This is a genomic window from Nitratireductor sp. StC3 (assembly GCF_003015025.1).
Taxonomy (GTDB): domain Bacteria; phylum Pseudomonadota; class Alphaproteobacteria; order Rhizobiales; family Rhizobiaceae; genus Mangrovimarina; species Mangrovimarina alexandrii.
Genome location: NZ_PYBP01000001.1, coordinates 255,517 through 278,627, shown reverse-complemented (window position 1 = coordinate 278,627; position 23,111 = coordinate 255,517). Strand labels below are relative to the sequence as shown.

The window sequence follows — 23,111 nt, the reverse complement described above, 5'->3', positions numbered from 1 at the left end:
ATCGGGCGTCAGGTCACGATTTATGATATTAGAACATTTGTTCTATTATCGACCAAAACGATCAGGAGTCCGCTATTGATCAGTCCCGTCTTGTTGACTCCCGCAACATTCGCCCCGTTCGGTCGGGTTCTTCAGCCGGGATTGGGGGCGGTAAAGAGGATTCGCGACGGCGCGGTGCGGCTGTCGCAAAATCCCGATTTCCTGGATCGCGACGCCGACGCCGTCGACCTGGCGCTCGACTTTTACGACGTGGCCCCGCACGGCGCGCAGCTCGACGCGGTCCAGGCCGAGCGCCATCCGCATTCTGCCCAGCTTTTCGTGCCGCTCGCCGAGGCGCGCTATCTGGTGGTGGTGTGGCCGATGCATCCTGACGCGCACGCGCGCGCCTTTGTCGGCGGCCCGGGCCAGGCGGTGATCTACAAGCCCGGCATCTGGCATCACGGCATCGTCGCCATCGAACGCCAGACGCCGTTCGCCTCGCTGTTGTGGCGCACCAGGACCGGCAACGACACGGAATTCTTCGCGCTGCCAAAGCCGGTCGTCATCGATCTCGAGGGGCCGGTGCAATGAGCATCCTGACCGCCGATATCGGGGCGCGCTTCGTCGATATCGCGCTGTCGGTCGACGGGACCTTGCATGCCCAAAAACATCCGATCGGCACGCACGAACCGGCCGCAGCCCTGTTGCAGGCGATCGACGCCGTGCTGGCCCAGCGGAACATCGCCGTACGCGATCTTTCGCAGGTACGGATCGGATCGACCGGAGCTGTCAACGCGCTGATGGCGCGTACCGGTCCCCGGATCGGCCTGATCGTCACCCGCGGTTTCGCCGACACTTTGGCGCTCGCGCGCCAGAACCGCGTCGACCTCTACGATCCGGTCGCCCGCTCCGCCGGGCCGACCTTCCTGGTGGCGCGCGACGACATCGTGGAGATCGACGGACGCATCGCCGCCGACGGCGGGGAGGTCGAGGCGCTCGATCCGGACGGTCTGGCGCGGACGGCCGCGCATTTTCGCGAGTGCGGTATCGCCAGCATCGCCGTCTGCCTGCTGTTTGCCCATGTCGCGCCGGGTCACGAACGCCGCTGCCGCGACGTCCTGGCCGCAGAGCTGCCGGCGGCCGACATCGTTTTGTCGCACGAGATCGACCCGCAGCCGCGCGAATATGAGCGCATGGTCTCGACCTGCGTCGAGGCCTGGCTGCGGCCCGGCGAGACGGCGCTGATGACCGGCCTCGCCGACGGTCTTCAGGCACGCGGCTTTGCCGGCGCGATCCGCTTCGCCGATGCCGGCGGCGCCCTCGTGGCTCAGGATCAGGCGCGGCGGCGGGTCTCCTCACTGCTCGGCAACGGTCCGGCAGCGGCGATCCGGCTTGCGGCCGCGACCGCGCGCGGCGAGGGCAAAAATCCGGCGATCGCGCTCGATATCGGGTCCACCAGCACCGATTTCGCCCTGACCGACGCGCAGGGCCCGGCCCTGGTCGACGAGGCGCCGTTTTGCGGCGTGCCGCTGCGCCAGAAAATGGTGGATATGGAAAGCATGACCATGGGCGGCGACAGCCGTTTCGAGACCGGGCAGGGCGCCACGGCCGCCCTCAGCGACGCGGTGGCGGCGTATTTCTTCGCCGCGCGCGCCGACGCCCCCGGTCTGCCGCAGGCCGCCGCCAGGACCGTCATCGACCAGGCCGAAACCGAGATCGCGGCACGTATCATCCGCCATGCCGTGCGCCGCAATGTCGATCCCGCCGGGGCCGCGCTGGTGGCGATGGGCGGGCTCGGCGGCGTCCTGGCCTGCGGCATCGCCGAAAAGCTCGGCATGGCGACGGTGATCGTGCCGGCAGCGCCGGCGGCCGCCGGCGCGCTCGGGCTGCTGTTGAGCGCGCCGGCGCTGTCGGCCGAGACCCGCATCGCCGCGCCGGTGCCAGACCTGTCCGACGCGTCACTGGCAAGAACCGCGCGCGCCCTGGCCGAGACGCTCGCCGCGCAGGATAAGACCGCGCCGAAAGATGCGCCGGCCGCGCTCTATGCGATCCGCGCCGCCGCAAACGGGCACATGCACGGCTTTTCGCTCCGGCTCGGGAACCGGCCGCCCACCGTGGCGGCGATCCGCACCGCGATCGACACGCATTACCGCGCGCGCTACGGCGTCGCCTGTCCCGGCGAGGGATACGTGTTTTCATTGAGCGCCAGGCTCGAACACACCGCCTCGACGACGCTGCCAGCACTGAGCGGCGGCGCGGCGCAGGCGGGCAAGACACGGTCCGGCGTCGTCGCCACGCCCTGCGGCGACATGGTGGTGCGCGACGGCTGGTCCATCGCGCGCGCGTGCGACACGCATTTTCTCCTGACGCGGAGCCCGCACCATGGATGATTCCCGCCTGCCGATCCTGCAGATGCGCCTCGACGGAATCGCCCAGGCGATGCAGGACACGCTGTTTCGCTGCGCCGTGTCGCCGGTGGTGCGCGAGGGCAACGACGCGGCCGCCGCGCTGATGGCCGCCGACGGCGAATTGCTGGCGCTGTCGGATGCTATTCCGCTGCTGCTCGGCGCGCTGCAGGGCTCGGTCGAGGCGATCCTGGCGCACTATCCGGCCACGGCGATGCGGCCGGGCGAGCTCTATGTCATGAACGATCCCTATAGCGGCGGCACCCATTTGCCCGACATCACCGTGGTGATGCCGGTTTTCGCCGGCCCGACGCTGATCGGCCTCGCCGCAACCATCCTGCACCATCAGGACGTGGGCGGCATCCGCGCCGGCTCAGTTCCGCCCGACGCGGTGGAAATCTTCCAGGAAGGCTTGCGCCTACCGCCGATGCGGCTGGGGCAGGGCGGCGCCGTCGACCCGGCGATCAGGCGGCTGATCGAGGCCAATTCGCGCGCGCCGGCAACAGTGCTCGGCGATATCGGCGCGCAGATCGCGGCCGCCAACCGCGCCGCCGAGGCGCTGGGCACGCTGGCAAGCGAACGGGGCACGGACGGTTTTCTGGCCGCAACGGCCGCCTGTCGCGACCGGGCCGAAGCACAAATCAGAGCGGTGATCGACGCCCTGCCGCCGGGGCCGTTTTTCGGCCTCGACGGTCTCGACCCGACGCCGGGCCTGCCGGAGATCGACGTGCGCGCCAGGCTGACATGCGCCGACGGGCATTTCGACGTCGACTTCACCGGCACCACGCCGCAAGTGGCCGCGCCGATCAATTGCGTGCGCTCCGGGCCGCTGGCGGCCGTGTTCTACGCCCTGCTCAGCCTCGCCGGTCCGGCGCTGCTGCGCAATGGCGGCGTGCTGCGCGCCATCCGCCTGACCCTGCCGGAGGGCTGCATCATCAACGCCCGCCCGCCCGCCGCCGTCAACGCGCGCATGGGGGTGGTGCGCGCCACCACCTCAGCCGTGCTGCAGGCCGTCGCCCAGGCCGCACCCGACCGGATGCCGGCGGCCAATTCGGGCATGTCCTACGTGCTCGCCTTTTCCGGCCGCAACGGCGACGGCACACCCTTCCTGGTCACCGAGATCATCGCCGGCGGGGCCGGCGGCGGACCGCACGACGATGGCGCGCCCGGCATCTCGACCGATGTCGGCAACGCCATGAACATGCCCGCCGAGGCGCTGGAGGGTATGATCCCGGTGCGGCTCGTCCGCGCGCAGATCCGCCAGGGCTCGGGCGGCGCCGGCCGATTTCGCGGCGGCGACGGCATTTGCCGCGTCTACGAGGCACTGGCAGACGCGGTCGCCGTGTCGCTGCGCGGCGAGCGCTTCCGCCGCGTGCCCGAGGGCTTGCGGGGCGGCAGCGCGCCGGCGCACGCGCGGGCGCGGATCGTGCGCGCCGACGGAAAGCAGGAAGCGCTCTCGTCGCGCTCGGCGGTGACGCTCGACAAGGGCGACCGGCTGATCGTAGAAAGCTGCGGCGGCGCCGGTTACGGCGCGGCGGAGGGCGCGTGATGGCCGCCGCACGCGGTGGACGCTTTCCGGACCGGTTTGCCTTTGGGCAAAAAAAGCCGATAAGGCGACGGCTGGGATTCGCAATTCCGCGCATTCGCCGCAGGACAGGTCGAGAGGCGCTCGGTGCTGAACGAGAACGACAAGGAAATATCGCTCACCTTCGCCAAGGGCCTGTCGGTGGTGCTGGCCTTCGAGGGCAAGGACCGATCCTTGTCGATGACCGAGATCGCCAAGAAGGTGAACCTCAACCGTGCCGTGACCCGGCGGCTGGTGCGCACGCTCGAACAGCTCGGCTACGTCTCCTACGACCGCGGACGCTACGAACTGACGCCGCGCATCCTGCGGCTCGCGCAAGGCTTCATCGAGGGCCGGGGCATCTCGCAGCTCATCCAGCCGATCTTGCGGCAGGCCTCGCACGATATCGGCGAATCGGTCTCCTTCGCCATGCTCGACGACCAGGACGCGGTCTATGTCGCGCATTCCTTCGTGCCGAGCAAATTCACCTTGAACATGGTGACCGTGGGCAGTCGCGCACCGCTCTTGCCGACCGCCGTCGGCCGGGCGATCCTGGCCTTCCTGGACGACGCCAAGAAGGAGGAGATCATCTCTTCCGAGCAGTTCAAGGCCTATACGGAAAAGACCGAGACCAATCACGACCGGTTTCTGGAACTTTTGACCGCCGTCAAGCAAAGGCGGTTCTCGTTCGCCGAAAGCGAATATGTCGAAGGTGTCAGTTCGCTGGCCGTACCGGTCTTCGGCTCCAATTTCCGCATCATCGGCGCAGTGTCGATCATCTTTCCGAGCGGCACCTATACGGAGGCCGAGATCGAGCCGGACCTGGTCAACAAGCTCAAGCGCTGCGCCGCCGATATCGGCGCCACGTTCTGAGCGCGGCCGCCATGGGGAGCGCTCCTCCGGCGCGGGCGGCCTGACATGTCCGATCGCCGCACACGCCTTTTCAAGGGCCTCGACCTCGCCGCGCGCCTGAACGCGGAAAGCCGGGCGCTGGCCGCCGGCTTGAAGACACCGCCCGTTTGCCTGGTGCTGGCCGACCGCGAAAATGCCGGCGCGCGCGCCTACAGCGACCGGCAGGCGGCCACCGCCGCGCAGGCCGGCATCGCCATGCGCATCGCCGCCTATGCCGGCACGCCCAGTGCCATTCACGCACAGATCGACGCCATCGCCGCCGACCCAGACATCGACGCCGCGGCGATGCTTTTGCCGCTGCCGCCGGGCTGCGATCCGGTCGAGGCCGCGCTGCGGCTGGGACAAGAAAAGGACGTCGACGGCCTGCATCCCCTCAGCGCCGGCCGGCTTGCCGCCGGCCTGCCGGCGCGGCCGCCGGCGACGGCGATGGCGTGCCTTTTGTGCGCGCAGGAGATTTTCGGCGCGCTGCGCGGCCTCGACGTGACGATCGTCGGCGCCTCGCGCATCGTCGGGCGCCCGCTCGCCACGTTGCTTCTCGACGCCGAGGCAACCGTCACGCTGTGCCACGTCGCCACGCGCGACCTCGCCGCCCACACGCGCCAGGCCGATCTGGTGGTGAGCGCGGCCGGCGTACCGGGGCTGATCGGCGCCGGCCATCTCAAAGCGGGCGCGGCCGTGCTTGACGTCGCCGTGACCGCCACGCCGGACGGTCTGCGCGGCGACGTCGATCTCGCCGCCGTCGACGGCCATGCCGGTCTCGTCTCGCACGTGCCGGACGGGGTCGGCCCGGTCACCACCGCCTGCCTGTTCCGCAACGTCGTGGAAGCCGCGCGCGCACGGCACCGGCGGGCGGCACAAGCCACGCGAACGGCTCACTGACGCATCGAAGGCTCTCCATGCAGACAGACCACAACGCCGACATCGCCCTCAAGAAAACGATCCGCCAGACCTGCCTTGCCCGGCGGGACGCGCTGGCGCCAAGCTGGCGCGCCGACATCTCCGCCCGGCTGGGCAGCGCCGACGGTCCGGCGATCGCGCTCGATCCGGGGACCGTGGTCGCCGGCTTTCATCCGATCCGTTCCGAGCTCGACATCCGCCCCCTGTTGGCGCGGCTGGCCGGGCAGGGCGCGCAATTATGCCTGCCAGCAATCGTCGACGCCCACACGATCCTGTTTCGGCGCTGGACGCCGGGCGCGCCCCTGGTGGAGATGGCGCTCGGCACGGTCGGCCCCGGCAACCAGGCCGAAACGCTCGACCCCGACATCATCCTGATGCCGCTGTCGGCCTTCGACCGGTATGGCGGCCGCATCGGTTATGGCGGCGGGTTCTACGACCGGGCGATCGCGGCCCTGCGGACGCGCGGCCTGTCGCCGCGCCTGATCGGCGTCGCTTTCGACTGCCAGCAGGCAGACCGCGTGCCGACCGAGCCGCACGATGTCAGGCTCGACGAAATCCTGACCGAATCGGGTCTGCGCCGCCTGCCATATTGAAGCGGAATGCCGTCGGGACCGGCACCGAAAAAGCCCGCGCCGGCTTTTTGCCATCGGCGCGGGCCCAAGGGCCGGTTCGCTGGAGCCGGTCTACTTTTCACGCAATCGCAGGCCGGCTCCAAATTATCGTTTTGACGCGTTCATCATGACCGGCGCGCGGCCACGGCCTCGATCTCGACGGTGAATTCCTCGCGCGTGAAACCCGAAACGATCATCAGCGTCGAGGCCGGGGCGGGATTGGAAAACAGCCGGTCGCGGACCGCCATATAGGGTTTCATGTGCTCGCGGCCGGTCACGTAGGCATTGATGCGGATGATGTCGGAAAGCTCCATGCCGCCCTCGGCCAGAATCGCGCCGATATTGGCGAAACACAATTCGGCCTGGGCCTGCGTGTCGGCCGGAACCTGCCCGTTCGGCCCGATTCCCAACTGTCCCGAACAGAAGATCAAACGGCTGCCGGCCGCGACCTCGACGCCATGGCTGTAGGCGGCGAACGGCGCGCTGATCGTCTTGGGCAGAAGGAAATTAAGCGAAGAATTTGAATTCATTGCAGGATACCTTTCAGGTTGGAATTCCGCATCTTGGTGTCGCGCCACAGATCGCGAAAAACACCCCGTGAGGCGGCAGACTTGGACTGCCAGCTTGCTTGACAGCCCGATCCAATACTCTTACAAATATGTGGTCGATAAAAGACGAAATGTTCGTTAATCGAACTATCCACATCTTCCTCGCCCGATCCGACCGCCAGACGGCATGCTCGGACAGGGTGCCGGGCTCAAGCTGGACATTGGCCGCATGGACGAAAAGGTAAAGATCGTTTTTCAATCGGTCGACGGCGATCGCAGGATCGAGGTTTCGGCGCCGGCCGGAACCAGCGTGATGGAAGCGGCGATCATGAACAATGTCGGCGGCATCGAGGCCGAATGCGGCGGCGCGTGCGTGTGCGCGACCTGCCACGTCTATTGCGACCTCGTCGCGCCCGACAGTCTGCCCGAACAACAGCTCGACGAGGACGACATGCTCGACATGGCGGCGGCCGAACGTCGTCCGACGAGCCGTCTGTCGTGCCAGATCAAGCTCAGCCGCGAACTCGATGGCGCCGTCTTCATCCTCCCGGAGGCGCAGGTTTGAGCAAAACAGCGATCATTGTCGGCGCCTCGCATGGCGGCGTGCAGGCGGCGGCGGCGTTGCGCCAGGGCGGCTGGGACGGTGCGATCCGTCTGTTTTCGGCCGAGGACGCGCTGCCCTATCACCGCCCGCCGCTGTCCAAGGCGTTTCTGGCCGGCGAAAAGACCGAGGACCAGATCCTGCTGCGCGGCGAAGCCTTTTACCGGGACTCCGACATCGAGCTTCACCGCGGCGAGCCCGTTCTACGCCTCGACGCGACCAAACGCGAGATCGAGACCGGCAATGCGCGTTACGGATACGATACGCTGATCCTGGCGACGGGGTCGCGCGCACGCCGGCTCGGTGTGGACGGGGCGGAACTCGACGGCATCGTCACCCTGCGCTCGCTCGACGACGCGCGCCGTATCCGCCCCGCGCTCGAACAAGCCGGTTCGCTGGCGATCGTCGGCGGCGGTTTCATCGGTCTCGAAATCGCATCCACGGCCGCCAAGGCCGGCAAGAAAACCACCGTCATCGAGGCGCAGGATCGGCTTCTGGCCCGCGCCCTGCCGCCCGTCCTTTCGGATTTCCTGCGCGACTATCATCGCGACAAGGGCGTCGCCTTTCGCTTCGGCGCCGCGGTCGCCGCCTTCAAGGGCGCGCGGGGCAGGGCGCAGGCGGTCATGCTTGCCGACGGCGAGCGCGTCAATGCCGATCTGATCGTGGTCGGCGTCGGCGGCGAGGCGAATGTCGACCTGGCGCGCCAGGCCGGGCTCAAGATCGATGCCGGCGGCCTGCATGTCGACGACGAGGGCCGCACCAGCGATCCCCATATCTACGCCATCGGCGACGTGGCGGCGGCGCACAATCCGCACGCCGGCGCGCGGTTGCGGCTGGAATCGGTCCAGAACGCCGTCGACCAGGCCCGGATGGTAGCGGCCGGCATCTGCGGCGCCGCGGCACCGGCCGCGCCCGTGCCCTGGTTCTGGACCGATCAGTACGACCTCAAGGTCCAGATGGCCGGGCTGAGCCGTCCGGGTACGACGCGGCTGATGCGCGGCAATCCCGGTGACGGCGCCTTCACGCTGCTGGAGCTCGACGGCGACAGGCTCATCGCCGCGCATTCGGTCAACCGGGCCGCCGACCACATGGCCGCCCGCAAACTGATCGCGGCCGGCACGCCGCTTGCCGTCGACCAGGCGCGCGACACCACGACCGCCCTTGCCAAGGCGGTCGCGCGCACCGACGCTTAATCGGATCGACAATTCCCAGGAGGAGACTGCGCCATGATGAGTCAGGAACAAAACGATCTCTTGACCCGGGTCGGACGAGGGACCGGCGCGGGCTCCGTGCTGCGGCTTTATTGGCAGCCGGCCGCGCTTTCCGACGAGTTGATGACAGCGCGCCCGGTGGTACCGGTGCGGCTTCTGGGCGAGGATCTCGTCCTGTTCCGCGACCTCGAGGGCAAGCTCGGCCTGATCGACCGCCACTGCCCGCATCGCGGCGCCGACATGCTTTACGGCCGGCTCGAGGACGGCGGCCTGCGCTGCGCCTTCCACGGCTGGAACTTCGACCGTTCGGGCCAGTGCATCGAACAGCCCGGCGAGCCCGAGGGCAGCCAGATGCACAAGAATATCCGCATCCGCTCCTACCCGGTGGTGGAAAAGAACGGCATCGTGTTCGCCTATATGGGGCCCGGCGATCCGCCGCCGTTCCCGGCGCTGGACTGTTTCGCCGCGCCGGACACCCACGTCTTCGCCTTCAAGGGGCTTTGGGAGTGCAATTGGCTGCAGGCCATGGAAGTCGGCATCGATCCCGCCCACGCCTCCTTCCTGCACCGGTTCCTGCAGGACGAGGATCCAGCCGATTCCTACGGCAAGCAGTTCCGCGACAAGGCCGGCGAGACCGACATTCCCATGACCCGGCTGCTGCGCGAATATCCGCGCCCCGACATCAAGGTCGAGGAAACCGATTACGGCATGCGGCTGATCTCGCTGCGCCACATGGAGGACGGGCGCACCCATGTGCGCGTGACCAACCAGATCTTCCCCGAGGCGATCTGCATTCCCATGTCGAACGAGATGACGATTACCCAGTGGCACGTGCCGGTCGACGACGAGACCTGCTACTGGTATTCGATGTTCACCAGTTTCGGTCGACCCGTCGACAAGACGCTGATGCGCGAACAGCGCCTCAAGGAGCACCGTCTGCCTGACTATGCGCCGAAAAAGAACCGGACCAACAATTACGGCTACAATCCCGACGAGCAGCGCGACGTGACCTATACGGGCATGGGGCTCGACATCAACGTACACGACCAGTGGGCGGTGGAATCGATGGGGCGTATCCAGGACCGCACCGAGGAACATCTCGGCCGCACCGATGTCGGCATCATGAAATACCGGCGCATGCTGCGCGCCGCGATCGACAACGTCAAGAACGGCCAGATCGAGGCGCTGCCGATGCGCGGCGATCCGGCAGGCACCGAGGCCATTCGCGGGCCGATCTCGATCGACGCGATCGCCCAGACCGAGGGCTGGGAGGAGAGCTGGACCCGCAGCGACAGCGCCCGGCGCGCCGGCTGTTCCTGGAACGCGGCTCTGTGAGCCGAAAGGCCCGGCGCGGTCGCGACGCCTTGTCGAGGGGGAAAACGCATGTCGACATCTGATGCCGCCGGTCTGGGCGGCGGTTTCACCGGCCGTCATGGCCTTCTCGGCGACGACGCGCTGCGCCGGGCGAACGAGATCCTCGGCTCGCTGGAGGCGCGCGGGCTGGAAACCGTGCGCTTGGTCTTTGCCGACCAGCACGGCGTGCTGCGCGGCAAGACCGTGGTGGCCTCGGCGCTGAAATCGGCGTTCCGCGAGGGCATGGCGATCACCTCGACCCTGTTGCTGAAGGACACCTCCCACCGCACCGTGTTTTCGGTGTGGGAGAAAGAGGCCGGCCACGGCGTCGGCGCGCTGACGGGGGCGGGCGACGTGATGCTGGTTCCCGATCCGGCGACCTTCCGCGTCCTGCCCTGGTCGCCGCATTCGGGCTGGATCCTGTGCGACGTCTATTTCAAGGACGGCACCGCCTTCCCGTTCGGCTCGCGCACGATATTGCGCAACGCCGTCGACCGGCTCGCCAAAGCCGGCATGGCGATGGTGTGCGGGCTGGAGGTCGAGTTCTACGTCTTCAAGATCGACCAGCCGCGGCTCAACCACGGCGACGGCGGCATGCCGGCGACGCCGCCGGAGACCAGCCTGCTGTCGCACGGCTATCAATATCTGACCGAGGCGCGCTACGACGCGCTCGAGACCGTGATGGACGAGTTGCGCCGCGCCTGCCAGGCGCTCGGCCTGCCGGTGCGCTCGATGGAGGCCGAGTTCGGTCCCAGCCAGTGCGAGTTCACCTTCGAGCCCGCCGGTCCGATGGATCACGCCGACGCCATGATGCTGTTCCGCTCGACGGTCAAGCAGGTCTGCGCGCGCCAGGGACTGCACGCAACCTTCATGTGCCGGCCCAAGGTCGACAACGGCATGGCCAGCGGCTGGCACCTGCATCAGTCCGTGGTCGATACCGGCTCGGGCAAAAATCTGTTCGTGCCGAACCCCGACGGCAGCCTGTCGACGGCCGCCAACGGCTGGATCGCCGGCCTGCTCGACCATGCGGTCGAGAGCTGCCTTTTGACCACGCCGACGGTCAATGGCTACAAGCGCTACCAAGCCTATCAGCTCGCGCCCGACCGCATCCAGTGGGGTCGCGACAACAAGGGCGCGATGATCCGCGCGCTGATGGCGCCGGGAGACCGGGCGAGCCGGGTGGAAAACCGCATCGCCGAGCCGGCCGCCAATCCCTATTTCTACTTCGCCTCGCAGATCCTCGGCGGGCTCGACGGCATCGAGCGCAAGCTCGTGGCGCCGCCGGCGGTCGAAAAACCCTACGACAACACCGCGACCGCGCTGCCCAAAAGCCTGATTGCGGCGATCGAGGCGTTCGAAAAGGCCGGTTTCTACCGCGATGCCATCGGCACCGATTTCGTCGACTATCTCGCCCACATCAAACGGGCCGAGTGGGACCGCTATCTGATGACCGTGTCGGAGTGGGAGCAGCGCGAGTATTTTTCGCTGTTCTGACGCTCGCTATCGCAAAAGGACCGCCCGACCATGCCGCATTTCGTCATCGAACATTCGGCCGATCTCGATCGCGACGACGCGATCGACCGGGCGATCGAGCTGTGCCACGAGGCCGGCGCGCAATCGGGCGTGATGAACCCGAACGACATCAAGGCGAGGGCGCTCTCCTATCGGCGCTTCCGCTTCGCCGGCGGGATAGAGAGTTTCATCCACGTCACCGTGTCGCTGCTGGAAGGACGCACCGACGCGCAAAAGGAGGCGCTTGCCGTGCTGCTGCGCGACAAGCTGTCGGCGCGGTTTGCCGATGTCGAAAGCATCAGCATCGACGTGCGCGACATGAACTCGCTCGCCTATAAAAAACATCTGCGCCAGACCGGATAGGCAGAAACGCCTCAGCGCAGCATCAGCAGCCGGCACGGATCGCCGGCGGCGGCGGCCGGCGCGAACGGTTCGCGCACGATCAGCGCGCCGGCCGCCGCCAGCACCCTGAGCATCGACGAATCCTGAACCGACGCCGCGCTGGCTATCAGCCTGTCGCCGTCCTTGCGGATGTCGGCGCGCAGGAAATCCTGGCGCAGGTCGTTTTTGGGCAATGCCGAACCGAGCACGCCGTCGCGGTAGAGATTTTCGACCGGCCTGCCGGCGAGGCGGGCAATCAGCGGCATCAGGAAGACCAGCGAACAGATCAGGCTTGCAACCGGATTGCCCGGCAGGCCGAGCACGTGCCGGCCGCCAAGCTGGCCGGCCATAAGCGGCTTGCCGGGCCGCATGGCGATTTTCCAGAAATCGATCTTCGCCCCGTGCGTTAGCAGCGATTTCTGCACCAGATCGTGATCGCCGACCGAGGCGCCGCCGATGGTGACGACGATGTCGGCACCGGCCTGGAGCGCGCGCTCGAGCGCCTGGGCGATCGCCGCCTCGCGGTCGGGCGCTATGCCCAGATCGAGCACGTCGGCGCCGCCGGTGCGCGCCAGCGCGGCCACGCCGTAGAGGTTGGAGGCGATGATCTGACCCGGCCCGACCGTGCTGCCGGGCGGCAGCAATTCGTCGCCCGTGGCCAAGATCGCCACCAGCGGCCGCTTGACCACGGCAAGCCTTGCATGGTTGGCCGAGGCGGCCAGCGACAGCGCCGCCGCGTCGAGCAGCCGTCCGTCGTCCAGCAAAGGCGCGCCGGCCTCGAAATCGAGCCCCTTGCGACGAATGTTCTTGCCCGGCGCCACCGGCTCGACCGCTTCCACCTCGCCGTCGGCGGCGGGGCGGGTGTTTTCCTGGATCAGAACGGTGTCGGCGCCGTCGGGCACCACGCCGCCGGTGAAGATGCGCACCGCCTCGCCGGGGCCGAGCGTGCCCGCGAACGGCTCGCCCGCCGGTGCCTGGCCGATCACCCGCAGGCGTGCCGGCGGGTTCGCGACGTCGGCGGCACGAACCGCGTAGCCGTCCATGGCCGAAGCGTCGAAGGGCGGCTGGGTGCGCAGCGCAGCGAGCGGCGCGGCAAGCACGCGACCGGCGCAGTCGGCGATCGGCAACGTTTCGGCCTCGAGCCGCCCGGCTCCGGCAAGCAGCCGGGCCAGCGCGTCATCGACCGGCATCAGAGCCATGGCTCAGCCTTCGCTGCCGGCGCGCCAGGCGCCAGACTTGCCGCCGGTCTTCTCGATGAGGCGGATGCCGGTGATGGTCATGCCGCGATCGATCGCCTTGGCCATGTCGTAGATTGTCAGGCAGGCGACCGACACCGCCGTCAGCGCCTCCATCTCCACACCGGTGCGGCCGGTGAGTTTGGCCGTCGCGCGCACGACGAGACCCGGCAGCCCTTCGTCGGGCTCGATCTCGACCGTCACCTTGGACAGAAGCAGCGCATGGCAGAGCGGGATCAGCTCATGCGCGCGCTTGGCCGCCATGATGCCGGCGATCCGCGCCGTGCCGAGCACGTCGCCCTTCTTGGCATCGCCGGCTCGGATCGTGGCCAGCGTCGAGGCCTGCATGGCGACCCGGCCTTCGGCGACCGCCAGCCGCTCGGTCTCGGCCTTGTCGCCGACATCGACCATATGCGCCTCGCCCGAGGCGCCGATATGGGTGAGGGGACCGGGCGCGCTCATAGCGCCGCGTCTCCCGTCGCCGGAGCAGGCCCTGGCTGCGGCGCGCCGGTCAACAGCGCCCGCGTCGCCGCCGCCACGTCGTCCTGGCGCATCAGGCTTTCCCCGACCAGGAAGGTGCGGATGCCGCAGGCGGCGAGACGCATGCAGTCGGCATGGGAAAAAATACCGCTCTCGCCGACGAGCATGCGGTCGTCCGGCACCAGCCCGGCCAGCCGCTCCGAGGTCTCGAGACTGACGGAAAAACTTCTCAGGTCGCGATTGTTGATGCCGATCAGCGGCGAGGCGAGTTTCAGAGCGCGCTCGGTCTCCGCCTCGTCGTGCACCTCCACCAGCACGTCCATGCCGTGCAACAACGCGGTTTCCTCCAGCGCGGCCGCCTCGTCGTCGCTGACACTGGCCATGATGATCAGGATCGCATCGGCGCCCCAGGCGCGCGCCTCGTGCACCTGGTAGGGTTCGAACAGAAAATCCTTGCGCAGGGCGGGCAGGCCGGTCGCCGCGCGCGCTTGCGTGAGAAAAGCCGGCGCGCCCTGGAAGGAGGGGGTGTCGGTGAGCACCGACAGGCAGGCCGCGCCGCCCTTTTCATAGGCGCGCGCCAGCGCCGGCGGGTCGAAATCCGGCCGGATCAGACCGCGCGAGGGACTTGCCTTCTTGATCTCGGCGATCAGCGCGAAACCGCCCTCGGCGTGCTTGCGCCCCAGCGCGGCGACAAAACCGCGCGGCGGTTCGGCATCGCGCGCCCTGGCGACGATCTCCGCCGGCGGCAAGGCTGCCTTGGCGCGGGCGATCTCCTCGCGCTTATAGGCCTCGATCTTTTTGAGAATGTCGACCATCGCCGTCAGCCGGCCGCGCGGTTCGAGACCGCCACAAGCCGCTCCAATGTCTGCCGCGCCTTGCCGCTGTCGATCGCCTCGGCTGCGCGCGCCACACCGTCACGCAGCGTATCGGCGATGCCGGCCACGACCAGCGCGGCGGCCGCGTTGATAAGCACGATGTCGCGATAGGCCGTCTTTTCGCCGTCGAGCACCAGACGCAACGCCATGGCGTTGTGCTCGGCGTCGCCGCCCTTCAGCTGCTTGAAATCGACCCGCGCCAGTCCGACATCTTCCGGCGCGACAGTGAAGGTCGAGATCGCCCCGTCCTTGAGCGCGGCAACCTTGGTCTCGCCGGCCGTGGTGATTTCGTCGAGACCGTCGCCATGCACCACCCAGGCCGCCTGCGAACCGAGCGCCTTGAGCACCTCGGCCACCGGCTCGACCCATTGCGGCGAGAACACGCCGACCATCTGGCGCTTTACCCCGGCCGGGTTGGACAACGGACCCAGAAGATTGAAGATCGTGCGCGTGCCCAGCTCCACCCGCGCCGGGCCGACATGCTTCATCGCGGCATGGTGTTTCGGCGCGAACATGAAACCAATGCCGGCCTCGCGAATACAGGCAGCGATCTCGGCCGCCCCGATATCGATATCGATTCCGAGCGCGGCCAGCGTGTCGGCCGCGCCCGAACGCGAAGACAGCGCGCGATTGCCGTGCTTGGCGACCGGCACCCCGGCCGCAGCCACCACCAGCGCCGCGCATGTGGAGATGTTATAGGAGCCGGAGGCGTCGCCGCCTGTGCCGACGATGTCGATCGCATCATCCGGCGCCGAAACGGGAAGCATTTTTGCACGCATCGTGGCGACCGCGCCGGAAATTTCCGGAACGGTTTCCCCACGCACCCTCATCGCCATCAAGAAACCGCCCATCTGGGCCGGCGTGGCATCGCCCGACATGACGATGTCGAAAGCCGCGCGCGCCTCCTCGAAGGTCAGGGCCGCCCCGCCGGCGACCTTGGCGATATAGGTCTTGAAGTCACTCATCGCCAGCGCTCAAAAACTTAGAGCCTGTTGGATCGCGGCCTGGTTGACCGTGACCCCGTACTCGTCGCGCAGCTTGGTCACCAACTGGTCGAGCAGGTCGTCGGCAAGGCCGGTGCGGAAGTTCTCGCGGTTTTCCGGCGGCACCGATTCGGCGCTGGCGCCGGCCGGCTCGAAGACTTCCACAACCTTGAAAAGGATCTGCGCATCGCCGGTCGGCGCGGCGACCGTCCCGACCCCGCCGGGGGCGACGCCGTAGACCGCGGCGACACCGGCAGCGCCGAAATCGGCGTCTTCGGCGCCGCGACGCAACCCGCGCTTGGTCTGCTTTTCCAGCGCAAGCTCGCCGGCGATCTCGTCGAGAGAGGCACCGTCCGCGATGCGCTTTTCCAGTTCCTTGGCCCGGGTGGAGAGCCGGTCGTCGCGTTCGGCCGCGCGCCAGTCGGCCACCACCTCGTCGCGCACCTCGTCCAGAGAACGCTCGCGGCGCGGCGTGATCGTGTCGACCTCGTAGAACACGAACCCGCTCGCCCCCAGCGAAAGCGGCGGGTTCTCCACGCCGGCCTCGGTCTCGAACGCCTCGCGCAGCATGTCGCGCGACTGCGGCAGATCGTTGACGACCGTTCCGTCCGGCGTCCGGCCCGTGCGGTCGATGGCCTCGACCGTCACCATTTTCAGGCCAAGCTTTTCGGCCGCTTCGGCCATGGTCGCACCCGAAGCGCGCGCATCCTCGTAGCCGTCGTGAACGTCGAACAAAACGTCTCCGGCTTCGGCGAGCGCCAGTTCCATGCGGATCTTGTCGGCGACCTCCTCGAAGGGCTGGACCTTTTCCTCCTCGATCTCGGTCACCCGCAGGATCACCGGCCCGAACGCGCCTTCGACGATGCCGCTGATTTCGTTTTCGGCAAGTCCGAAAGCCGCCTCCGCGACCGCCGGATCGGCGACACGCGACTTTTCCAGCGTTCCGAGCTGCACGTCGAGCATCGATTTGCCTTCCGCCGCCACCGTCTCCTCGAAGGTGGCGCCGCCGCGAATCCGGTCGAGCGCGATCTGCGCGGCCTCGGTATTGGCGAACACTACCTGCTCGATGGTGCGCCGTTCCGGCGTGGTGTAGGAGGCGATGTTGGTCTCGTAGTCTTGGCGCACCTGGTCGTCGGCGATCGCGCGCGGGTCGGCGATGTCTTCCGGCTCCAGCTTCACATAGGTGAGCTTGCGGTATTCCGGCGCCTCGTAGCGGATCTTGTTGTCCTCGAACCAGGCCGCCAGCACGTCGTCGGACGGATCCTCGATCGGCTCGACCAGGGCCGGGGGCAGCACGATCATGTCGACGGTGCGATCCTCGCCCTGATAGAGCGCCACCGCCTTCAAGAACGTGTCGGGCACGCTCATGCCGTCGGAAACCGCCTCCACGATCTGCTGGCGGATGGCGACCTGCTCGCGATTGCGGATATAATCCTCCGGCCGCATGCCGATCTGCTGCAGCACGAATTCGAACTGGCGTCGGTCAAAAGTCCCGTCGGGACCGCGAAAAGCCGGATCCTCGGCCGTCAGCAGCGCCAGCCGGTCCTGGGAGAGGCCGAGCCCCATCTCGCGCGCCTGTTCGTCGAGCACCGCACCCGCCACGAGCTGGGCCAGCACCTGGGCGTCGACACCGAGCGCGATCGCCTGTTCGCGCGTGATGCGCGAGCCGAAACGCTGCGACAGCACGGAAAGCTGTCGGTCGTAGGCAAGCCGGTAGTCGAGCGCCGACACGGTGGTCTCGCCGGCGGTGACCACCGTGGAGGACGGTCCGCCGGCGATCTGGCCGGAAATGCCCCAGACCGCGAAACTCAGAACGAGCAGCAGAAGCAGGAGCTTCGCAATCCAGGTGCCGGCGGCTTTTCGCAGAGAATCGAGCATGACTTTTCCAGAATTCGTCGCACCGCCGCGGCGGCGCCTTCCTGAGGCGAAGCAAATAACGCCCTTCGCCACCAGTGTCGATTGCTTTATGGCCGCAATTTGCTAGGGAAACCGCTCGTTTGGTGACGTGTGAAGGATAAGCGCCCATGACCGATGGAATCCGCCCGCTCGTGGCAGGCAATTGGAAGATGCACGGCACCGGCGCCGCGCTCGGCGAATTGCGGGCGATCGGCAACGGGTTCCTGCACGGGCTGGACGCCGACGTTGAGGCCCTGGTCTGCGTGCCGGCGACCCTGCTGTCGCGCGCTCACGAAATCGTGTCGCGCACGCCGGTGACTGTCGGCGGCCAGGACTGCCACGCCAAGGCGAGCGGCGCCCACACCGGCGACATCGCCGCCGAAATGCTCAAGGACGCCGGCGCCTCGCATGTCATTGTCGGCCATTCCGAGCGCCGCACCGACCATGGCGAAACCGATTCGCAAGTCGCCGACAAAACCGAAGCCGCCTGGCTCGCCGGCCTGGTCGCGATCGTGTGCATCGGCGAAACCCGAGCCGAGCGCGAGGCGGGTCAGACCCTCGACGTCTTGTCGCGGCAGATCGTCAATTCGGTGCCGGAGGGCGCCAAGCCGTCGAACACGGTCGTGGCCTACGAGCCGGTCTGGGCGATCGGCACCGGGCTGACGCCATCCGTTGCCGACATCGCCGAGGCCCACGCCCATATTCGTCGCCAGCTTGCCGACCATATCGGCGCGGACGCCGCGCGCATGCGCCTTCTTTACGGCGGCTCGGTCAAGCCGGCCAACGCGGCCGAATTGCTGTCGATCGACAATGTCGACGGGGCGCTGGTCGGCGGAGCAAGCCTCAAGGCCTCCGACTTCCTGGCGATCGCGGAAGCCTATCAATCGTTTTGAACGCCCGGCCGGCATTCTGCGGGGCCGATCGTTGAACGCCGCGGCGCCAGGGTCCATATGGCTGACAGAGCCATTAGGCCCGAAAGGCTTGGAATGGCCGCAAAAGGCGTGTAAGGAGCCGCGTCCCCGGGGCGACCTGGCTCAAAACCTGCGGAACTGATTCATGGAAACCGTCCTTATCGTCATTCACCTGATGGTCGTGCTCGCGCTGGTGGGGCTCGTCCTCATGCAGCGCTCGGAGGGCGGCGGTCTGGGAATCGGCGGCGGCTCCGGCTTCATGACCGCGCGCGGGGCGGCGAATGCGCTGACCAGGGCGACCGGCATCCTGGCGGCCGCCTTCTTCGCGACGTCCCTGGCACTGACCGTGCTGGCCCGTTACACAGAACAGCCGATCGACATTCTCGACCGCCTGCCGCCGCAGTCGGGCGAGCAGGATGGCGGCAACGGCAGCGGCGCCGGCGTCCTCGACCAGCTCGGCGGCGATGACGCGCCCGCCCCGCCGGCCGATGCCGGCACGGCCCAACCCGCCGCACCGGCGGTCCCCGACGCCGAATAGGCCCGAGAGACGCCGTGATCGCGGGCGACGCGCGCTAAGCCGCACGACGCCCGCCGGTCCCAGTCGTGAAATCCCGTTGAAAACCCCGCTCGGTGTTCGACAGGCGCGCGCTTGAGCGTCCACCCGGCTTGGCGTTATGATCGAAACATCGGGCGATCCGCATGTCGCGGAGCCGCGCGATGATCGGTACGGATCGCCAACGGGGTCGAATCATGATCGCGAAACGTTTTCTTGTGGCAGCATGCGGCGCGTTGCTGGGTCTTGCCGTTGTCGGCAGCGCCAGTGCGGAATCCAATTTCCGTCCGGAACAGTGGGAGAAGCTGGCAAAGCCGGCGCAACCGGCCAAGCCGCGCCAGCGCGCGGCGTCGACCAGCCAAAAAAATCTCGTCGCCAAGCAGCGCAAGGCCGACAGGAACGACGCCCGGACCGCCTCGGCCTCGGAAGTGGCGAAGACCGGCAACAACGGCGAATTGCGCAGTCACGGCGACGGCAAGGGCAAGCTGTTCGGTTCGCTGTTCGGTGACGACAGCAGCCTGTTGCCGCAGACCCGGGCCCTCGACGCGGTGCTGGAAAAGCAGCAGAACGGCCGCAAATTCAAGGTAAAATCCGATTTCGAGCCGCAAATCGTCGCATATTCCGGTTACAAACGCGGCACAATCGTCATCGATACGTCGAAACGCTATCTCTATCTGGTCGAATCGGGCAGCATCGCGCGCCGCTATGCGATCGCGGTCGGGCGCGAGGGACTGGAATTCAAGGGCAGGGCCACGATCGGCGACAAACAGGAATGGCCGCGCTGGATCCCCACCCAGGCCATGCAGAAACGCGAGCCCAAGAAATACGGCCAATACAAGGACGGCATGCCCGGCGGCCCCAACAACCCGCTCGGCGCGCGCGCGCTTTATCTCTATGACGGCAAGAAGGATACCCATGTGCGCATCCACGGCACCAACCAGCCGCAGACCGTGGGCACCAATTCCTCAAACGGCTGTTTCCGCATGATCAACGACCATGTGATGGATCTGTACCGCCGGGTCGGGATCGGTGCACAGGTCGTCGTTCTTTAAAATCAGAGACTTGATTGGAATTTCCCAAAAGGCTCCGCCGCAGCGGGGCCTTTTGGCGCGAACGGGCTGAGGAAAATCGGGACAAGGCGCTTTTTCCGCTGGCGGAATCGCAATCCGAACGTTAAGCCCTGACTCCCATGGCGCGATATGTATTCATCACTGGCGGCGTGGTTTCTTCCCTCGGAAAAGGCATCGCCGCGGCGGCTCTGGGAGCCCTTCTGCAGGCACGCGGTTACCGCGTGCGCATCCGCAAACTCGATCCCTATCTGAACGTCGATCCCGGCACGATGTCGCCTTACCAGCACGGCGAGGTGTTCGTGACCGATGACGGGGCGGAGACCGATCTCGATCTGGGCCACTACGAACGCTTCACCGGGCGCTCGGCCAACCAGCAGGACAACATCACCACCGGCCGCATCTACAAGAACATCATCGAGAAGGAACGGCGCGGCGACTATCTCGGCGCGACTGTGCAGGTGATCCCGCACGTCACCGACGAGATCAAGAATTTCGTGCTGGAGGGCAACGACGACTACGATTTCGTCATTTGCGAGATCGGCGGCACGGTCGGCGATATCGAGGCGATGCCGTTTCTGGAGGCGATCCGCCAGCTCGGCAACGACCTTCCGCGCGGCGGGGCGATCTATATTCACCTGACGCTGATGCCGTGGATTCCGGCCGCCGGCGAGCTGAAGACCAAACCGACCCAGCACTCGGTCAAGGAGCTGCGCTCGATCGGCATCGCGCCCGATATCCTGCTGGTGCGCGCCGACCGCCAGATCCCGAAGGAAGAGCGCCGCAAGCTGTCGCTGTTTTGCAACGTGCGCGAAACCGCCGTGATCCAGGCGCTCGACGTCAAGCATATTTACGACGTGCCGATGGCCTATCACCACGAAGGACTCGACAGCGAGGTTCTGGCCGCGTTCGGCATCGACCCGGCGCCGAAACCGCGCATGAAGCCGTGGCAGGACGTGTCGGAACTGATCCACAATCCCGAGGGCGAAGTCACAATCGCGATCGTGGGCAAATATACCGGCCTGAAGGACGCCTACAAGTCGCTGACCGAGGCCTTGTCGCATGGCGGCATGGCCAACAAGGTGCGCGTCAAGCTCGACTGGATCGAGAGCGAGGTCTTCGAGCGCGAAGATCCCGCGCCGTTCCTAGAGAAGGTTCACGGCATCCTGGTGCCGGGCGGCTTCGGCGAACGCGGCGCGGAAGGCAAGATCCTTGCGGCGAAATTCGCCCGCGAGCGCAAGGTCCCCTATTTCGGCATTTGCTTCGGCATGCAGATGGCTTGCATCGAGGCCGCGCGCTCGCTCGCCGGCATCGACGAGGCATCGTCGAGCGAATTCGGTCCGACCAGCGAACCGGTGGTCGGGCTGATGACCGAATGGCTGAAGGGCAATCTGCTCGAAAAGCGCCAGTCGGCCGGCGATCTCGGCGGCACGATGCGGCTAGGCGCCTATAAAGCCACGCTTTCGGCCGGAACCCGGATCGCCGGGATCTACGGCGACACCGAGATTTCCGAGCGCCACCGCCATCGCTACGAGGTCAATATCGACTATCGCGAACGGCTGGAGGCGCACGGGCTCGTGTTCTCGGGCATGTCCCCGGACGGCGTCTTGCCCGAAACGGTCGAATATCCCGACCATCCCTGGTTCATCGGCGTGCAGTACCATCCCGAGCTCAAGTCGCGCCCGCTGGAGCCGCATCCGCTGTTTGCCTCCTTCATCGGCGCCGCGGTGGAGCAAAGCCGGCTGGTCTAGCCCGGTCCGGACGCGGCTTCATCCGACATCGTCCGGTTTGCCCCGGCGCGGCATTCGCGGCACAATGCTACGGGGCGAGAAATCGCGGTGTGGGGGAATGAAGCCGTGAGCGACAGCTATCGGGAAGTGACGCGAACCTCGTGGTTCGGGCGTATCGGCAATTCGATCGGCGGTGTCGTCTTCGGCCTGCTGTTGATCCTCGCCATGATCGTCGGCCTGTTCTGGAACGAGGGCAGGGCGGTCCAGACCGCCCGTTCGCTGGCCGAAGGCGCCGGTATCGTCGTATCGGTCGAGGCCGGCACGGTTTCGCCGGCCAACGAGGGCAGGCTGGTTCACGTCACCGGCCGCGTGACGGCCGAGGAGGAACCGGCCGATCTCGCCTTCGGCATCAGCGGAGCCGGCATCCGCCTCGAACGCAGCGTCGAGATGTATCAATGGCGGCAGAACGCCAGTTCGGAGACGAAAAAGAAACTCGGCGGCGGCGAAGAGACCGTCACCACCTACACGTACGAGCGCGGCTGGTCAGCGCAAGCCATCGATTCGGGCGGCTTCAAGAAGCCCGAGGGCCACCAGAATCCGGCCATGCGCTATCGCAGCGAGGATTTTCAGATTGCCGCCGCCAAGCTCGGCGCCTTCGATCTCGACGCCCAGGTCTTGGGCCGCATCGGTGGCGGCCAGGACGTGCCGATCACGCCCGGCCTGATGCCCTCGATCACGCGCGCCTTCACCGGCAGCGAGCCGCTGTCGATCGCCGATGGCCGCCTCTATCTGGGCGAAGACCCCGCCGCACCGCAAATCGGCGACTACCGCGTCGGTTATCGGCTGGTGCCGCTCGGCGCCGTCAGTCTCGTCGCGCGCCAGAGCGGATCGGGCTTTTCGCCATACCAGACCCAGGCCGGCGACCGGCTGTTGATGGTCGAAACCGGCACGGTCGCTCCGGAGCAAATGTTCGCCGACGCCGTCACCGGCAACACGGTCCTGACCTGGGTGCTGCGGATCGGCGGCCTGGTTCTGCTGATGGTCGGCTTTTCCCTGATCATGCGCCCGCTCGGCGTGATCGCGGACGTGATTCCCTTTCTCGGCAATCTGGTGCGCATGGGCACCTCGGCAGTGGCGTTCGTGCTCGCCGTGCTGATCGGCTTCGCGACGATCGCGATCGCCTGGTTCTGGTACCGGCCATTGCTCTCGCTGGTGCTGATCGTGATCGCGGTGGCGCTCGCCTGGGCCTTCGGGCGCGCCGGCAAGAAAAAGGCGGCCGCCGAACAGGCCTCGGCTTAGGCACGTTCCGGGCCAAGCGGCGGCCGGTTCGCCGTTCGCAAACGCGTTGGGACAAAGAAGCCGATCCGAGGTTCCGTGAAAAGCAGTCCGGCTCTGGAGCCAATCCCG

General features: G+C 67.2%; 22 protein-coding genes. 16 read left to right on the top strand and 6 right to left on the bottom strand.

Annotation, left to right across the window (positions count from 1 at the left end):
• The first annotated feature begins 75 nt into the window (after nt 1-75).
• The 6 genes from C7T96_RS01385 (at nt 76) to C7T96_RS01360 (ending at nt 6,350) form a co-directional block, all read left to right on the top strand.
• The gene (locus C7T96_RS01385) at nt 76-570 is read left to right on the top strand and encodes an ureidoglycolate lyase (RefSeq protein ID WP_106569378.1); all 495 of its coding nucleotides are present in this window, start codon (nt 76-78) and stop codon (nt 568-570) included.
• A complete protein-coding gene (locus C7T96_RS01380) occupies nt 567-2,369 on the top strand; it encodes a hydantoinase/oxoprolinase N-terminal domain-containing protein (protein WP_106569377.1) in 1,803 nt (600 codons plus the stop codon). The genes C7T96_RS01385 and C7T96_RS01380 overlap by 4 nt, the downstream gene beginning before the upstream one ends.
• The gene (locus tag C7T96_RS01375) at nt 2,362-3,933 is read left to right on the top strand and encodes a hydantoinase B/oxoprolinase family protein (RefSeq protein ID WP_106569376.1); all 1,572 of its coding nucleotides are present in this window, start codon (nt 2,362-2,364) and stop codon (nt 3,931-3,933) included. The genes C7T96_RS01380 and C7T96_RS01375 overlap by 8 nt, the downstream gene beginning before the upstream one ends.
• A gap of 123 nt (nt 3,934-4,056) precedes the next feature.
• Nucleotides 4,057-4,821, top strand: coding sequence for an IclR family transcriptional regulator C-terminal domain-containing protein (locus tag C7T96_RS01370; protein ID WP_106569375.1), 765 nt, complete (start codon nt 4,057-4,059; stop codon nt 4,819-4,821).
• A gap of 45 nt (nt 4,822-4,866) precedes the next feature.
• Nucleotides 4,867-5,739: a bifunctional 5,10-methylenetetrahydrofolate dehydrogenase/5,10-methenyltetrahydrofolate cyclohydrolase gene (locus C7T96_RS01365; protein ID WP_106569374.1), complete on the top strand. Its 873-nt coding sequence runs from the start codon at nt 4,867-4,869 to the stop codon at nt 5,737-5,739.
• 17 nt (nt 5,740-5,756) lie between these two features.
• A complete protein-coding gene (locus tag C7T96_RS01360; protein ID WP_106569373.1) occupies nt 5,757-6,350 on the top strand; it encodes a 5-formyltetrahydrofolate cyclo-ligase in 594 nt (197 codons plus the stop codon).
• A gap of 143 nt (nt 6,351-6,493) precedes the next feature.
• Here C7T96_RS01360 and C7T96_RS01355 read toward each other — a convergent pair whose 3' ends face one another.
• Nucleotides 6,494-6,898 carry a RidA family protein gene (locus C7T96_RS01355; protein ID WP_106569372.1) on the bottom strand — a complete coding sequence of 135 codons (405 nt, stop codon included), beginning with the start codon at nt 6,896-6,898 and terminating at the stop codon, nt 6,494-6,496.
• Nucleotides 6,899-7,145: 247 nt separating this feature from the next.
• On the opposite strand from C7T96_RS01355, the gene C7T96_RS01350 reads away from it, so the two are divergent.
• The 5 genes from C7T96_RS01350 to C7T96_RS01330 are packed head-to-tail and all read left to right on the top strand — an operon-like array spanning nt 7,146 to nt 11,956.
• Nucleotides 7,146-7,481 carry a 2Fe-2S iron-sulfur cluster-binding protein gene (locus tag C7T96_RS01350; RefSeq protein ID WP_106569940.1) on the top strand — a complete coding sequence of 112 codons (336 nt, stop codon included), beginning with the start codon at nt 7,146-7,148 and terminating at the stop codon, nt 7,479-7,481.
• Nucleotides 7,478-8,710 (top strand): FAD-dependent oxidoreductase, encoded by a 1,233-nt coding sequence (locus tag C7T96_RS01345; RefSeq protein ID WP_158264280.1) that lies wholly within the window; start codon nt 7,478-7,480, stop codon nt 8,708-8,710. Before C7T96_RS01350 ends, C7T96_RS01345 begins: the two co-directional genes overlap by 4 nt.
• Nucleotides 8,711-8,743: 33 nt before the next feature.
• Complete coding sequence (locus C7T96_RS01340) at nt 8,744-10,063, top strand: aromatic ring-hydroxylating dioxygenase subunit alpha (protein ID WP_106569370.1); 1,320 nt, start codon at nt 8,744-8,746, stop codon at nt 10,061-10,063.
• Between the two features lie 48 nt (nt 10,064-10,111).
• Nucleotides 10,112-11,575 (top strand): glutamine synthetase family protein, encoded by a 1,464-nt coding sequence (locus tag C7T96_RS01335; RefSeq protein ID WP_106569369.1) that lies wholly within the window; start codon nt 10,112-10,114, stop codon nt 11,573-11,575.
• Between the two features lie 30 nt (nt 11,576-11,605).
• Complete coding sequence (locus tag C7T96_RS01330; protein WP_106569368.1) at nt 11,606-11,956, top strand: 5-carboxymethyl-2-hydroxymuconate isomerase; 351 nt, start codon at nt 11,606-11,608, stop codon at nt 11,954-11,956.
• Nucleotides 11,957-11,967: 11 nt separating this feature from the next.
• Here C7T96_RS01330 and glp read toward each other — a convergent pair whose 3' ends face one another.
• Genes glp through C7T96_RS01305 form a run of 5 tightly spaced genes read right to left on the bottom strand, consistent with a single transcriptional unit; the run spans nt 11,968 to nt 17,425 of the window.
• Nucleotides 11,968-13,173, bottom strand: coding sequence for a gephyrin-like molybdotransferase Glp (glp, locus tag C7T96_RS01325; RefSeq protein ID WP_106569367.1), 1,206 nt, complete (start codon nt 13,171-13,173; stop codon nt 11,968-11,970).
• A gap of 3 nt (nt 13,174-13,176) precedes the next feature.
• Nucleotides 13,177-13,671 (bottom strand): cyclic pyranopterin monophosphate synthase MoaC, encoded by a 495-nt coding sequence (gene moaC, locus C7T96_RS01320; RefSeq protein ID WP_106569366.1) that lies wholly within the window; start codon nt 13,669-13,671, stop codon nt 13,177-13,179.
• Entirely contained in the window at nt 13,668-14,504 is an 837-nt protein-coding gene (gene trpC, locus C7T96_RS01315; protein WP_106569365.1) for an indole-3-glycerol phosphate synthase TrpC, read from the bottom strand. Before trpC ends, moaC begins: the two co-directional genes overlap by 4 nt.
• 5 nt (nt 14,505-14,509) lie before the next feature.
• Nucleotides 14,510-15,529, bottom strand: coding sequence for an anthranilate phosphoribosyltransferase (gene trpD, locus C7T96_RS01310; RefSeq protein ID WP_106569364.1), 1,020 nt, complete (start codon nt 15,527-15,529; stop codon nt 14,510-14,512).
• Between the two features lie 9 nt (nt 15,530-15,538).
• Complete coding sequence (locus tag C7T96_RS01305) at nt 15,539-17,425, bottom strand: SurA N-terminal domain-containing protein (RefSeq protein WP_106569363.1); 1,887 nt, start codon at nt 17,423-17,425, stop codon at nt 15,539-15,541.
• Between the two features lie 146 nt (nt 17,426-17,571).
• On the opposite strand from C7T96_RS01305, the gene tpiA reads away from it, so the two are divergent.
• The 5 genes from tpiA to C7T96_RS01280 all read left to right on the top strand — a co-directional run bounded on the left by tpiA (nt 17,572) and on the right by C7T96_RS01280 (nt 23,003).
• Entirely contained in the window at nt 17,572-18,336 is a 765-nt protein-coding gene (gene tpiA / locus C7T96_RS01300) for a triose-phosphate isomerase (protein ID WP_106569362.1), read from the top strand.
• 163 nt (nt 18,337-18,499) lie between these two features.
• A complete protein-coding gene (gene secG / locus C7T96_RS01295; protein ID WP_106569361.1) occupies nt 18,500-18,892 on the top strand; it encodes a preprotein translocase subunit SecG in 393 nt (130 codons plus the stop codon).
• A gap of 212 nt (nt 18,893-19,104) precedes the next feature.
• A complete protein-coding gene (locus tag C7T96_RS01290; protein WP_348627216.1) occupies nt 19,105-19,959 on the top strand; it encodes a L,D-transpeptidase in 855 nt (284 codons plus the stop codon).
• Nucleotides 19,960-20,096: 137 nt separating this feature from the next.
• The gene (locus C7T96_RS01285) at nt 20,097-21,725 is read left to right on the top strand and encodes a CTP synthase (RefSeq protein ID WP_106569359.1); all 1,629 of its coding nucleotides are present in this window, start codon (nt 20,097-20,099) and stop codon (nt 21,723-21,725) included.
• Nucleotides 21,726-21,830: 105 nt separating this feature from the next.
• Nucleotides 21,831-23,003 carry a TMEM43 family protein gene (locus C7T96_RS01280; RefSeq protein WP_245414034.1) on the top strand — a complete coding sequence of 391 codons (1,173 nt, stop codon included), beginning with the start codon at nt 21,831-21,833 and terminating at the stop codon, nt 23,001-23,003.
• The last annotated feature ends 108 nt before the right edge of the window (nt 23,004-23,111 follow it).